Genomic DNA, 12,857 nt, shown 5'->3' with positions numbered 1-12,857 from the left:
CCCATGCTGGCCAAGAGAATCATTCCCTGCCTGGACGTGACCGGCGGCCGCGTGGTCAAGGGCGTCAACTTCGTCGAGCTGCGCGATGCCGGCGACCCGGTGGAGATCGCTGCCCGCTACAACGAGCAGGGCGCCGACGAACTCACGTTCCTGGACATCACGGCCACCAGCGACGAGCGCGGCCTGATCCTGCACATCATCGAGGCGGTGGCCGCGCAGGTCTTCATCCCCCTCACCGTGGGCGGCGGCGTGCGCACCGTCGAGGACGTGCGCCGGCTGCTCAATGCCGGCGCGGACAAGACCAGCTTCAACTCGGCCGCGATCGCCAACCCCGACGTGATCGACGCCGCCTCCCACAAGTACGGCGCCCAGTGCATCGTGGTGGCCATCGACGCCAAGCGCCGCACCGGCGAGGACGCCCTGGCCCGCGGTCCGGGCTGGGACGTGTACAGCCACGGCGGGCGGCGCAACACCGGGTTGGACGCGGTGCAGTGGGCCGCCGAGATGGCCCGCCGCGGCGCCGGCGAGATCCTGCTGACCAGCATGGACCGCGACGGCACCAAGTCCGGCTTCGACCTGGCGCTCACACGCGCCGTGAGCGACGCCGTGAGCGTGCCGGTCATCGCCTCCGGCGGGGTGGGCAACCTCGAACACCTGGCCGACGGCATCCAGCAGGGCGGCGCCGACGCGGTGCTCGCCGCCAGCATCTTCCACTACGGCGAGTACACGGTCGGGCAGGCGAAGGCGCGGATGGCCGAGCGCGGCATTCCGGTGCGGCTCTGAGCCGGCTGCTCAGGCTCGCGGCAGCAGCACCCGGTCGATGGCGTGGACCACGCCATTGGTGGCGAACACGTCGGTGGTCACGATCCTGGCGGTGCGACCGCGCTGGTCGGTGATCTCGAAGGCGGCGCTCACCTGCAGCGTCTCGCCCTCGACGGTGGCGATCGGCCGGCCGACAGGAACCTCGGCCTTGAGCACCCGCGCGGGCAGCACGTGGTAGGTCAGCACCTTCGTCAGCAGCGGCTTGTCGGCCAGCAACTGGGCCGGCGTGAGGCCCAGCTCCGCGAACAGGGCCGCGAAAGCGTCGTTGGTCGGCGCGAACACCGTGAAGGGCCCGGTGCCGGCCAGGGTGCCCTGCAGGTCGGCGGCGACGACGGCCTGCACCAGGGTACTGAACTGGGGCAGCGACTGCGCGACCTGCACGATGTCGCGGTCCGGCGGGAGCAGCACGCGGTCGATCACGTGCACGACGCCGTTGGACGCCTGGATGTCGGCGGCGGTGATGTTGCTGGTGCGGTTGCGGCCGTCGGTGAGCACCAGCCCGCTGCCCGCGGCATCGACCTTCAGGACCGCTCCCTGCGCGGTGCGGATCGCGCTGCCCAGCGGCACCTCCGATCGCTGAACCCGGGCCGGCAGCACGTGGTAGGTGAGCACCGCCGTGAGCAGGGTCCGATTGGCCAGCAGCTGGGCCTTGGTGAGGCCGAGCTCGGTCAGCAGCGAGGCGAAGGCGGCATTGCTCGGCGCGAACACGGTGAACGGGCCCGCGCCCTCGAGCGTCGTTACCAGGCCCGCCGCCGCCACGGCCTCGACCAGGATGCTCAGGTCTGCGTTGGCCTGCGCGACCTGGACCACGTCCTGCGCGGCGCTGGCCGCCGCCAGGGGGCCGGTGGCGCCGTCGCTGTCGCCGCCGCCGCACGCCGGAAGCAGGAACGGCAAGGTTGTCGCGGCAGTCGCCACGAAGAATGCTCTGCGTTGCATCACTAGCCCTTTCGCAAATGGGTTGCTGGACAGCCGCACCGAACCCCTTGTCCGATGGCGGTGACCGGATGGTATTTTTTTAGACAAACAAGTTTGCGGTCGGTCGTCCCTCGTTACGTCCGATACGCTTTTCGCTGCGTTGGCTGGACGCCGGCACGAATCGCGGACAATCCCCGCATGGAGTGGCTCGAGCAGGTCAAGTGGGATCCCAATGGGTTGGTGCCCGTCATCGCCCAGGAGCGGTCCAGCGGCGACGTGCTGATGTTCGCGTGGATGGACCGCGAGGCGCTGCGCCGCACCGCGGAGACCGGCCGGGCCGTCTATTTCAGCCGCTCGCGCAACCGCCTCTGGCCCAAGGGCGAGGCGTCGGGGCACGTCCAGCAGGTGCACGAGATCCGCATGGATTGCGACAACGACGTGCTGCTGCTCAAGGTCACCCAGCTCGGGCACGACCCGTCCATCGCCTGCCACACGGGGCGTCACAGCTGTTTCTTCCAGCTGCATGACGGCGCCGGATGGAAGGTGGTGGAGCCGGTCTTGAAAGACCCGGCCACCATCTACACCTGAGACCGCGATGCGTTCCGACGATTCACTCGCCCGCCTGGCCGGCGTCATCGAGAGCCGCAAGCCCGCCAACGGGGGCGACCCCGAGCGCAGCTATGTCTCGCGGCTGCTGCACAAGGGCCCCGACGCCTTCCTGAAGAAGATCGGCGAGGAGGCCACCGAGGTCGTGATGGCGGCCAAGGATGCCGGCCACGGGGGCGATCCCGCGCGGCTGGTCGGCGAGGTGGCCGACCTGTGGTTCCACACCATGATCGCCCTGGCGCACTATGGGTTGTCGCCGGCCGACGTGATCGCCGAGCTGGAGCGCCGCGAAGGCACCAGCGGCATCGAGGAAAAGGCCTTGCGCAAGGCGCAGCAGCGGGAAGGAGCAGGCGAATGAGCCAGACCAACTATGCGTCGTTCGACGCCAAGACCCAGGGCGACCGCACGGTGATGCACGTGCTGTACGCGATGCACACCGTCTCCTGGGCGAGCATGTACACGCTGGCGGTCATCGCCGTCATCGTCAACTACATCCGGCGCGCCGACGAGCACGACGCCCTGTACGCGGCGCACCACACGTACATGATCAGCACATTCTGGTGGACCGTGCTGTGGCTGGCCGTCACCTCGCCGCTGTTCCTGCTGCTGGTCGTGCCGGGCATGATCGCCTGGGGCGTCGTGGGCCTGTGGTACCTGTACCGCTGCATCCGCGGCTGGCTGCGCTTCAACGACAACCAGTTGCCCCAATGAGCGCCACGCACCGCGACCCGGACTGCCTGTTCTGCAAGATCGCCGAGGGCAAGATTCCCTCGCGCAAGGTCTACGAGGACGACGAGATCCTCGGCTTCCACGACATCCACCCGTGGGCGCCCGTGCATTTCCTGCTCATCCCGAAGGCGCACGTGCCGTCGCTCGCCCAGGTGGGCGACGAGCACGCGCCGCTGCTCGGCCGCATGCTGGCGCTGGCGCCGCGGCTGGCGTTGCAGGAAGGCTGCCGGCCGTACCCGCAGGGCGGCCACCGGGTCGTCATCAATACCGGCCAGGAGGGCGGGCAGGAGGTCCACCACCTGCACATCCACGTCATGGGCGGCCCCCGCCCGTGGCTCAAGGGCTAGGGCGGGCGGTTAGCGCTCGCTCCGCGACGTAGGGTCTTCGGCGGGGCTCATCACCCGCCGCCTTAAAATCCACAGATTCATTCAGGAGTAGTCCATGGGTTCGTTTTCCATCTGGCACTGGCTGATCGTGCTGCTGATCATCGTGCTGGTGTTCGGCACCAAGAAGCTCAAGAACATCGGCTCCGACCTCGGCGGCGCCGTCAAGGGCTTCAAGGAAGGCATGCGCGACGGCTCGGCCCCGGACACCCCGGTCCCGCCGAACCAGCAGGTGACCAGCGCCCCGCCGGCCGCCGACAAATCCACGATCGACGTCGAGGCTCGCAACAAGTCGTGATTCGTCCGTCCGGAGCCAGCGCGCGGTGATCGACCTCGGCATTTCCAAGATGGCCCTGATCGGGGCGGTGGCGTTGATCGTCGTCGGCCCCGAGAAGCTGCCGCGCGTGGCCCGCACCGTCGGCACGCTGCTCGGCAAGGCGCAGCGCTACGTCAACGACGTCAAGGCGGAGGTCAACCGCTCGATGGAGCTGGACGAGCTGCGCAAGATGAAGGAAAGCGTGGAGACCGCCGCCCGCGAGGTGGAGCAGTCGGTGCGAACCGGCGCCGCCGATTTCGAGAAGCAGTGGTCCGAGGCGCTGTCCGCCCCCGAGGCGCAGCCGCCGGCGATCGAGCCTGCGTACCCCCAATACCGTCACCCGAAGAAGAACTGGCGCCTGAAGCAGGGCGCCACGCCGCAGTGGTACAAGGCCCGCAACGGCGTCCGCACCCGCGCGCTCTCGGGCGCCGCCCGCGTGGCGCGCTATCGCCCGAAGAAGTTCGACTGACTGCATGTCCACCCCTGAACCGGAAGACGAGCTCGCCGGCACCGAGCAGCCCTTCGTCGCCCACCTCGTCGAACTGCGCGACCGGCTGATCAAGGCCGTCATCGCCATCGGCATCGCCGCCGCGGTGCTCGCGCTGTACCCCGGCCCGTCCGCGCTGTACGACCTGCTCGCCGCGCCGCTGGTGGCCTACCTGCCCAAGGGCGCGACGCTGATCGCCACCAACGTCATCTCGCCGTTCGTGGTGCCGCTCAAGATCATGTTCATGGCGGCCTTCCTGGTCGCCCTGCCGGTGGTGCTGTACCAGGCCTGGGCCTTCGTGGCACCGGGGCTGTACGCGCACGAGAAGAAGCTGGTGCTGCCGCTGGTGATCTCCAGCACGATCCTGTTCTTCGCCGGCGTGGCCTTCTGCTACTGGTTCGTCTTCGGCCAGGTCTTCAAGTTCATCCAGACGTTCGCGCCCAAGAGCATCACGGCGGCGCCTGACATCGAGGAATACCTCAGCTTCGTGCTCGGGATGTTCCTGGCCTTCGGGCTGGCCTTCGAAGTGCCGGTGGCCGTCATCCTGCTCGTGCGCATGGGCGTGGTGTCGGTGGCGCAGCTGCGCGAATGGCGCGGCTACTTCTGGGTCATCGCGGCCATCGGCACCGCCCTGGTCACGCCGCCGGATGCCGGCTCCATGATGATCCTGCTGGGCGTGGTGGGCGGCCTGTACGAGGTCGGCATCCTCGCCGCCCAGGTGTTCATCAAGAAGACGCCGGCGCCGGGCGAGGAATCCGCCGCCGCCGACGGCGGCGCCTAACGCCGGGCCGCCGCCTGCGGCCGCGGCCGCAGGCCGGGCGTCACGTTCACCTGCACCGAATCGTCGCGCCGCTGCAGGCGGAACGGCGCCGGCGTGCCGGGCTTGAGCGCGGCCACGTTGGTCAGCAGCTCCGACACGTTGGCGACCGGCTTGCCGGCCACCTCGACGATGACGTCGCCAGGCCGCACGCCCGCCTGCGCCGCCGGGCCGTTTTGCAGCACGCCGGTGATCAGCACGCCGTGCCTGGCCTTCACGCCGAAGGTCTCCATCAGGTCCGGCGACAGGTCGGCCGGCTCGACGCCGATCCAGCCGCGCCGCACCACGCCGTCCTTCACGATGCCTTCGAGCACCTGCCGGGCCGTGGACACGGGAATGGCGAACCCGATGCCCATGCTGCCGCCCGAGCGCGAATAGATCGCCGTGTTGATGCCCATCAGCTGGCCGTTCACGTCCACCAGCGCGCCCCCCGAATTGCCGGGATTGATGGCCGCGTCGGTCTGGATGAAGTTCTCGAAGGTGTTGATGCCCAGCTGGTTGCGCCCGAGCGCGCTGACGATGCCGCTGGTGACGGTCTGCCCGACGCCGAACGGGTTGCCGATGGCCAGCACCTGGTCGCCCACCTGCAGAGAGTCGGAGTTGCCCAGCACCAGGACGGGCAGCCGGTCCAGGTTGACCTTCAGGACCGCCAGGTCGGTGTCGGGGTCGGTGCCGATCACCTTGGCCTGCGCCGTGCGGCTGTCGTTCAGGGTGACCTCGATCTCGTCGGCGGACTCGACGACGTGGTTGTTGGTGAGGATGTAGCCGTCGGCGCTGATGATCACGCCGCTGCCCAGGCCGACCTGGGGCTGGTCGCCCTGGTCGCCGAAGAAGAAGCGGAACCAGGGGTCGTTGGCCTGCGGGTTGCGGGGCGGCGCCTTGCTCGTGTTGATGCTCACCACGGCCCCGGAGGCGCGCTGCGCCGCGAGCCGGAAGCTGCCTGGCGGGGGCGGACCCTTTGCCGGCGCGGGCGACTGCACCAGCGGCACGCCCGTGTCCTGGGTGAGCAGCGCGGGCCGGCGCACCCACTCGGGCTTGAGCGTGGCCACCACGAACCAGGCGGCGAGCAGGATCGTGACGGCCTGGGAAAACAGAAGCCAGTAGCGGCGCATGCGGCACTCGGGGGGGGCGGGGGGATGCGCGAGTGTAGACCGCGTCCGGCGCCCCCGGGGGGCGCTGCGGCTTGCCCCACAATCGATGTTTTGCGCGTCCCGACCATGGTTTCCTGCCAGCAACTCGCCCAGGCTTTCGACCAGCTGCTCCAGCCCGAGCGCTTCAAGGACTACGGGCCCAACGGGCTGCAGGTCGAGGGCCGGGAGCAGGTGCGACGCATCGTGTCGGGCGTCACGGCCAGCCGGGCCCTGATCGAGGCGGCGATCGAAGACGGCGCCGACGCCGTGTTCGTGCACCACGGCCTGTTTTGGCGCGGCCAGGACGGCCGCGTCACCGGCTGGATGAAGCAGCGGCTCGCGCTGCTGCTCGCGCACGACATCAACCTGTTCGCCTACCACCTGCCGCTGGACGCGCATCCGGAGCTGGGCAACAACGCGCAACTGGGGCGCGCACTGGGGCTGCAGGCCGACGGGCGCTTCGGCGAGCAGGACCTGGGATTCATCGGCGGGCGCGCCGGCGAGGCGCCGTTCGAGGACGCAGCCGCGCTGGCACGCCACGCGCAGCAGGTGCTGGGCCGGCAGGTGACGCTGGTGCCCGGCCGTGCCGGCCCCGTCACGCGCATCGCCTGGTGCACCGGCGGCGCCCAGGGCTATTTCGAGGACGCCATCGCCGCGGGCGCGCAGGCCTTCCTCACCGGCGAGATCTCCGAGCCGCAGGCGCACTACGCGCGCGAATGCGGCGTGTCCTACCTCGCGTGCGGGCACCACGCCACCGAGCGCTATGGCGCGCCGGCCGTGGCGGCGCACGTGGCCGCCGCGCTCGGCCTGGCCCATCGCTTCATCGACATCGACAACCCCGCATGAGCACGGCGGACCCCGCTCGCATCCGGCCGCTGGCGGTCACGCTCGGCGACCCCGCCGGCATCGGCGGCGAGATCATCGCCAAGGCATTCCGGGACGCGCCCGGGCTGACCGCCGGCTGCGTCGTCGTCGGCGACCTCGCCCACCTGCGTCGCGCATGCGCCGTGGTGCAGGGCCCGGGCGGGCTGCCCATGCCCGTGGCACGCATCGAGTCGATCGCCGAGGCGCCGGACGTGCCGCCGCGCTGCATCCCGCTGCTGCAGGTGGGGGACGAGCACGCCCGGTGCGTGGCCTGGGGCCGCGTGGACGCCGCGGCCGGGCGCATCGCCGCCGATGCGGTCACCTGGGCGGCGCGCGCCGCGCTGCGCGGCGACGTCGCGGGCCTCGTCACCGCGCCGCTGCACAAGGAGGCGCTGGCCGCGGCCGGCGTGCACTTTCCCGGCCACACGGAACTGCTGCAGGCCGAGGCCGCACGGCACGCCGGCGTGCCGCTCGAGCAGATGCCGGTGCGCATGATGCTGGCCAACGAGGAGCTGCGCACCGTGCTGGTCAGCATCCATGTCTCGCTGCGCGACGCCATCGATGCCGTCACGCGGGAGCAGGTGCTGCAGACGTTGCGCATCGCCCACGTGTCGCTGCGCCGGATGCTCGGCCGCCCGCCCCGGCTGGCGGTCGCCGGCCTGAACCCGCATGCGGGGGAGGGCGGCCTGTTCGGGCGCGAGGAGATCGAGGCCATCGCGCCGGCGATCGCGGCCGCGCGCGCCGAGGGGATCGACGCCGACGGGCCGCACCCGCCCGACACCATCTTCATGCGCGCGCGCGCCGCCCACGGGCGGCCGGGCGGCTACGACGCCGTCGTGGCCATGTACCACGACCAGGGGTTGATCCCGGTGAAGTACCTGGGCGTGGAGCAGGGCGTGAACGTCACGCTGGGGCTGCCGCTGGTGCGCACCAGCCCCGACCACGGCACGGCCTTCGACATCGCGGGCACGGGCCGGGCGGACGCCGCCAGCCTGCTCGCGGCCATCCGCATGGCCCGGTCGCTCAGCGCCTGAGGCTGTCGCGGATCTCGCGCAGCAGGACGATGTCCTCCGGCGGCGCGGACGGGGCGGCGGCGGCCGGCTCGGCCTGGGCCCGCTTGAGGCGGTTGATCTGCCGGATCATCAGGAAAATGATGAACGCCAGGATGGCGAAATTGACCACGACGGTCAGGAAATTGCCGTAGGCCAGCACCGGGACGCCGGCTTTCTTCAGCCCGTCCAGCGTGGTGGCGGTGCCCGCCGGCACCGGCCCGAGCACGACGAACAGGTTGCTGAAGTCGATCTTGCCGACGATGGCGCCGACCACCGGCATCACCATGTCGTTGACGACCGAATCGACGATCTTGCCGAACGCCGCGCCGATGATGACGCCGACCGCCAGGTCGACGACGCTGCCCTTGACCGCGAACTCGCGGAATTCCTTGAACATGCCCATCGCTTGCTCCTCCTGGGTGGAACGCGGCGCAAGTATGGCGGAACCCCGGCCAGCCCATCCGGCCTCGATTTGTCCCGATACGCTCCGCTACAATCGCGGGTTGACCTTCCACCAGCTCCCCCTTCGAGGATTTCATGAGTGACACCCCAGCGGACACCAGCAAGCGGACGTGGCTGATCGCGTCCACTTGCGCGGGCGCGGCAGGCGCTGCATTCACCGCAGTTCCCTTCGTGAGCAGCTTCCAGCCGTCCGAGCGGGCCAAGGCCGCCGGGGCGCCCGTCGAGGTGGACATCGGGTCGCTCCAGCCGGGCGAGAAGGTGACCGTGGAGTGGCGCGGCAAGCCGGTGTGGATCCTCAAGCGGACCCCGGAGATGATCGCGTCGCTCAAGAAGACCGACGCCCTGGTGGCCGACCCCAAGTCCGAGCGCAAGGCTTACCCGACTCCCGAGTACGCCCGCAACGAATACCGCTCCATCAAGCCCGAGATCTTCGTCGGCGTGGGCATCTGCACGCACCTGGGCTGCTCGCCCACCGACCGCCTGCAATCCGGCCCCCAGCCGTCGCTGCCCGATGACTGGCAGGGCGGCTTCCTGTGCCCGTGCCATGGCTCGACGTTCGACCTGGCCGGCCGTGTGTTCAAGAACAAGCCCGCGCCGGACAACCTCGAAGTGCCGCCGCACCAATACCTGTCCGACACCCGCCTGATCATCGGCGAGGACAAGAGCAGCAAGGCGTAACCCGAGGCGAGCATGGCTGAATTCAAGGAAATCTCCCCGAACGCCAGCGCCGGCGAGAAGCTGGCCAATTGGTTCAACAACCGCTTCCCGACCTTCGGGGAGCAGATGCGCTACCACGTCACCGAGTACTACGCGCCGAAGAACTTCAACTTCTGGTACTTCTTCGGCTCGCTGGCGCTGCTGGTGCTGGTGATCCAGATCGTCACCGGCATCTTCCTGGTGATGAACTACAAGCCGGACGCCACGCTGGCGTTCGCCTCGGTCGAATACATCATGCGCGACGTCCCGTGGGGCTGGCTGGTGCGCTACATGCACTCCACCGGCGCCTCGGCCTTCTTCATCGTGGTCTACCTCCACATGTTCAAGGGCCTGATGTACGGCGGCTACCGCAAGCCGCGCGAGCTGGTCTGGCTGTTCGGCTGCGCGATCTTCCTGTCGCTGATGGCCGAGGCTTTCATGGGCTACCTGCTGCCCTGGGGCCAGATGTCGTACTGGGGCGCGCAGGTGATCGTGAACCTGTTCTCCGCCATCCCCTTCATCGGCCCGGACCTGGCCCTGCTGATCCGCGGCGACTACGTGGTGAGCGACGCGACGCTGAACCGCTTCTTCAGCTTCCACGTGATCGCGGTGCCGCTGGTGCTGCTCGGCCTGGTGGTCGCCCACCTGCTGGCGCTGCACGACGTCGGCTCCAACAACCCCGACGGCGTCGAGATCAAGGGCCCGAACGCCCCCAGGGACGCCAACGGCAAGCCGCTGGACGGCATCCCGTTCCACCCGTACTACACGGTGCACGACCTGATGGGCGTGTCGGTGTTCCTGATGGTGTTCTCGGCCATCATCTTCTTCGCGCCCGAAGCCGGCGGCTACTTCCTGGAGTTCAACAACTTCATCCCGGCCGACCCGCTGAAGACGCCCACGCACATCGCCCCGGTGTGGTACTTCACGCCGTTCTACTCGATGCTGCGCGCCATCACGGCCGAGATGATGTACGCCCTGATCGCGTGCGTGCTGCTGGGCGCCGCCTGGGGCGTGTTCAAGTCGCGCATGGGCGTGGTCGGCCGCGCCATCGTCGGCATCGGCGCGCTCGTGGTGGTGGCGCTGATGCTGTCCATCGACGCCAAGTTCTGGGGCGTCGTCGTGATGGGCGGCGCGGTGATCATCCTGTTCTTCCTGCCCTGGCTGGACAACAGCCCGGTCAAGTCCATCCGCTACCGTCCGGGCTGGCACAAGTGGGTGTACGGCGCCTTCGTGGCGGTGTTCCTGGTCCTGGGCTACCTGGGCGTGCAGCCGCCCTCGCCGGTGGGCGAGCGCGTCTCGCAACTGGGCACCCTGTTCTACTTCGGCTTCTTCCTGCTGATGCCGTGGTGGAGCCGACTGGGCGAGTTCAAGACCGTGCCCGACCGCATCACCTTCGCGGCGCACTGAACGGGACGACAAGAATGAAGAAGCTCCTCCTCTCCCTGGCGCTGTCGCTGGCCGCGGTGCTGCCGCTGGCCTCCCACGCCGCCGAGAACGAAGTGCACTGGGACAAGGCGCCCAACATGACGAACGACCTGCCCGCGCTGCAGGACGGCGCGCGCATCTTCGTCAACTACTGCCTCAGCTGCCACTCGGCCGCGTTCATGCGGTTCAACCGCCTGCGCGACATCGGCCTGACCGAGCAGCAGATCAAGGACAACCTGCTGTTCACGACCGACAAGGTCGGCGACACCATGAAGTCCGCCATCGATCCGCGCCAGGCCAAGGACTGGTTCGGCGCCAACCCGCCCGACCTGACCCTGGTGGCGCGCTCGCGCGCGGGCCACGGCGGCACCGGCCCCGACTACCTGTACACCTTCCTGCGCAGCTTCTACCGCGACCCGACCCGTCCCACCGGCTGGAACAACCTGACGTTCCCGAACGTGGGCATGCCGCATGCCCTGTGGCAGCTGCAGGGCGAGCGCGAGCCGGTCTACGAGACCGCCGAGGAACACGGCCACGAAGTGAAGATCTTCAAGGGCTGGAAGCAGGTGACCCCGGGCGCGATGACGCCGGTGCAATACGACCAGGCCGTCGCCCACCTCGTGGGTTACCTGCAGTGGATGGCCGAGCCGGCGCAGAATTCCCGCGTGCGGGTGGGCGTCTGGGTGCTGCTGTTCCTGCTGGCCTTCACCGTCATCGCCTGGCGCCTGAACGCCGCCTACTGGAAGGACGTCCGTTAACCGCGGCCGACCGATCGTTTCGCTGAAGGACACGGTCTGGCGACAGCCAGACCGTGTTTTCACTTTTTCAAGGAGCCATTGACCATGATGGTGCTGTATTCGGGGACGACCTGCCCCTTCTCCCACCGCTGCCGTTTCGTCCTGTTCGAAAAGGGCATGGACTTCGAGATCCGCGACGTGGACCTCTACAACAAGCCCGAGGACATCAACGTGATGAACCCGTACGGGCAGGTGCCGATCCTGGTCGAGCGCGACCTGATCCTGTACGAGTCGAACATCATCAACGAGTACATCGACGAGCGCTTCCCGCATCCGCAGCTGATGCCCGGCGACCCGGTCGACCGCGCGCGCGTGCGGCTGTTCCTGCTCAATTTCGAGAAGGAGCTGTTCGTGCACGTGAGCACGCTCGAGTCGCGCGCGTCCAAGGGCAACGAGAAGGCGCTGGAGAAGGCGCGCTCGCACATCCGCGACCGCCTGACCCAGCTGGCCCCGGTGTTCCTCAAGAACAAGTACATGCTCGGCGAGAACTTCTCCATGCTCGACGTGGCCATCGCGCCGCTGCTGTGGCGCATGGACTACTATGGCATCGAGCTGTCGAAGAACGCGGCGCCCCTGCTCAAGTACGCCGAGCGCATCTTCTCGCGGCCCGCCTACATCGAGGCGCTGACGCCGTCCGAGAAGGTGATGCGCAAGTAAAGCGGGATGCCGCCTGCACGATGAACGCCCTGGAATCCACGTCCACCCGTCCGTATCTCATTCGCGCCCTGTACGACTGGTGCACCGACAACGGCCTCACGCCGTACGTCGCGGTGCAGGTGGACGACACCGTGCAGGTGCCGCGCGAGTACGTGAAGAACGGCGAGATCGTGCTGAACATCAGCTTCGACGCGACCAGCTCGCTCAAGCTGGGCAACGATTTCATCGAGTTCAAGGCGCGCTTTGCCGGCACCGCCCGCGAGATCATGGTGCCCGTCAACCGGGTCATCGCCATCTACGCGCGCGAGAACGGCCAGGGCATGGCCTTCCCGGTGTCCGCCCCGGCCGCGCCCGGCGAGGAGCCGGCGCGCGGCACGCCGCTGTCCAGCGTCCCGGCGGCGGGCAACGGCCATGGCAATGGGGACGGCGAGGCCAAGGTCGTGCAGCTGGTGACACCGGATGCGCCGCCCGGCACCGAGCCGCCCAGGCCCCCCTCCGGCCCGCGCCCGGCGCTCAAGCGCATCAAGTGACCCGCCGGGCTTCGCGTCCTAGAATTTCGCCCGTGCCGATTTAGCTCAGTGGTAGAGCAACCGCCTTGTAAGCGGTAGGTCGTCAGTTCGATCCCGACAATCGGCACCACTTCCGGCGCGGCTTCGGCCTCAAGCGCTGTCCGCTCCACCGCACGAAGAGACGGCCCGG

At 68.9% G+C, this 12,857-nt stretch carries 18 protein-coding genes and 1 tRNA gene; 16 read left to right on the top strand and 3 right to left on the bottom strand.

The features are described from left to right. The first annotated feature begins 3 nt into the window (after positions 1–3). The gene (hisF, locus tag AC3ANR_RS17835) at positions 4–783 is read left to right on the top strand and encodes an imidazole glycerol phosphate synthase subunit HisF (protein ID WP_488289444.1); all 780 of its coding nucleotides are present in this window, start codon (positions 4–6) and stop codon (positions 781–783) included. Between the two features lie 9 nt (positions 784–792). Here the strand turns inward: hisF and AC3ANR_RS17830 are convergent, their stop codons facing one another. Then, complete coding sequence (locus tag AC3ANR_RS17830) at positions 793–1,758, bottom strand: fasciclin domain-containing protein (protein WP_488289443.1); 966 nt, start codon at positions 1,756–1,758, stop codon at positions 793–795. Between the two features lie 177 nt (positions 1,759–1,935). Between AC3ANR_RS17830 and hisI the strand changes: the two genes are divergently transcribed. From hisI to tatC, 7 genes are all read left to right on the top strand, one after another. After that, positions 1,936–2,325 (top strand): phosphoribosyl-AMP cyclohydrolase, encoded by a 390-nt coding sequence (gene hisI / locus AC3ANR_RS17825; protein WP_488289442.1) that lies wholly within the window; start codon positions 1,936–1,938, stop codon positions 2,323–2,325. A 7-nt stretch (positions 2,326–2,332) separates the two neighbouring features. Beyond that, positions 2,333–2,701, top strand: coding sequence for a phosphoribosyl-ATP diphosphatase (locus AC3ANR_RS17820; protein ID WP_488289441.1), 369 nt, complete (start codon positions 2,333–2,335; stop codon positions 2,699–2,701). After that, complete coding sequence (locus AC3ANR_RS17815) at positions 2,698–3,054, top strand: DUF4870 family protein (RefSeq protein ID WP_488289440.1); 357 nt, start codon at positions 2,698–2,700, stop codon at positions 3,052–3,054. Before AC3ANR_RS17820 ends, AC3ANR_RS17815 begins: the two co-directional genes overlap by 4 nt. Beyond that, complete coding sequence (locus AC3ANR_RS17810; RefSeq protein WP_488289439.1) at positions 3,051–3,419, top strand: histidine triad nucleotide-binding protein; 369 nt, start codon at positions 3,051–3,053, stop codon at positions 3,417–3,419. Before AC3ANR_RS17815 ends, AC3ANR_RS17810 begins: the two co-directional genes overlap by 4 nt. Before the next feature lie 94 nt (positions 3,420–3,513). Then, positions 3,514–3,753, top strand: coding sequence for a Sec-independent protein translocase subunit TatA (tatA, locus tag AC3ANR_RS17805; protein ID WP_488289438.1), 240 nt, complete (start codon positions 3,514–3,516; stop codon positions 3,751–3,753). Positions 3,754–3,778: 25 nt separating this feature from the next. Further along, on the top strand, positions 3,779–4,240 hold the full coding sequence (gene tatB, locus AC3ANR_RS17800) for a Sec-independent protein translocase protein TatB (protein WP_488289437.1): 462 nt from the start codon (positions 3,779–3,781) through the stop codon (positions 4,238–4,240). Between the two features lie 4 nt (positions 4,241–4,244). Next, the gene (gene tatC / locus AC3ANR_RS17795) at positions 4,245–5,039 is read left to right on the top strand and encodes a twin-arginine translocase subunit TatC (RefSeq protein WP_488289436.1); all 795 of its coding nucleotides are present in this window, start codon (positions 4,245–4,247) and stop codon (positions 5,037–5,039) included. Here the strand turns inward: tatC and AC3ANR_RS17790 are convergent. Then, positions 5,036–6,187 carry a S1C family serine protease gene (locus tag AC3ANR_RS17790; protein WP_488289435.1) on the bottom strand — a complete coding sequence of 384 codons (1,152 nt, stop codon included), beginning with the start codon at positions 6,185–6,187 and terminating at the stop codon, positions 5,036–5,038. The genes tatC and AC3ANR_RS17790 overlap by 4 nt on opposite strands. A 105-nt stretch (positions 6,188–6,292) precedes the next feature. Between AC3ANR_RS17790 and AC3ANR_RS17785 the strand changes: the two genes are divergently transcribed. Together AC3ANR_RS17785 and pdxA are read left to right on the top strand one after the other, a co-directional pair. Then, the gene (locus AC3ANR_RS17785) at positions 6,293–7,051 is read left to right on the top strand and encodes a Nif3-like dinuclear metal center hexameric protein (RefSeq protein WP_488291841.1); all 759 of its coding nucleotides are present in this window, start codon (positions 6,293–6,295) and stop codon (positions 7,049–7,051) included. Further along, on the top strand, positions 7,048–8,103 hold the full coding sequence (pdxA, locus tag AC3ANR_RS17780) for a 4-hydroxythreonine-4-phosphate dehydrogenase PdxA (RefSeq protein ID WP_488289434.1): 1,056 nt from the start codon (positions 7,048–7,050) through the stop codon (positions 8,101–8,103). Before AC3ANR_RS17785 ends, pdxA begins: the two co-directional genes overlap by 4 nt. Here the strand turns inward: pdxA and mscL are convergent. Beyond that, complete coding sequence (mscL, locus tag AC3ANR_RS17775) at positions 8,093–8,524, bottom strand: large conductance mechanosensitive channel protein MscL (RefSeq protein ID WP_488289433.1); 432 nt, start codon at positions 8,522–8,524, stop codon at positions 8,093–8,095. The genes pdxA and mscL overlap by 11 nt on opposite strands. A gap of 134 nt (positions 8,525–8,658) precedes the next feature. Here mscL and petA point away from each other — a divergent pair, with 134 nt between their 5' ends. The 6 genes from petA (at position 8,659) to AC3ANR_RS17745 (ending at position 12,797) form a co-directional block, all read left to right on the top strand. After that, positions 8,659–9,261, top strand: a complete 603-nt coding sequence (petA, locus tag AC3ANR_RS17770) for a ubiquinol-cytochrome c reductase iron-sulfur subunit (RefSeq protein WP_488289432.1) — start codon at positions 8,659–8,661, stop codon at positions 9,259–9,261. Positions 9,262–9,273: 12 nt separating this feature from the next. Continuing rightward, entirely contained in the window at positions 9,274–10,686 is a 1,413-nt protein-coding gene (locus AC3ANR_RS17765) for a cytochrome b (RefSeq protein WP_488289431.1), read from the top strand. A 14-nt stretch (positions 10,687–10,700) separates the two neighbouring features. Beyond that, positions 10,701–11,462: a cytochrome c1 gene (locus AC3ANR_RS17760; protein WP_488289430.1), complete on the top strand. Its 762-nt coding sequence runs from the start codon at positions 10,701–10,703 to the stop codon at positions 11,460–11,462. An 84-nt stretch (positions 11,463–11,546) separates the two neighbouring features. After that, positions 11,547–12,158, top strand: coding sequence for a glutathione S-transferase N-terminal domain-containing protein (locus tag AC3ANR_RS17755; RefSeq protein WP_027100926.1), 612 nt, complete (start codon positions 11,547–11,549; stop codon positions 12,156–12,158). A 20-nt stretch (positions 12,159–12,178) separates the two neighbouring features. Then, positions 12,179–12,688 (top strand): ClpXP protease specificity-enhancing factor, encoded by a 510-nt coding sequence (locus AC3ANR_RS17750; protein ID WP_488289429.1) that lies wholly within the window; start codon positions 12,179–12,181, stop codon positions 12,686–12,688. A 34-nt stretch (positions 12,689–12,722) separates the two neighbouring features. Beyond that, positions 12,723–12,797 (top strand) — tRNA-Thr (locus AC3ANR_RS17745). The last annotated feature ends 60 nt before the right edge of the window (positions 12,798–12,857 follow it).

This window comes from Ramlibacter sp. JJN2-2R (assembly GCF_057747835.1).
This window is presented reverse-complemented; position numbering and strand designations above follow the sequence as displayed.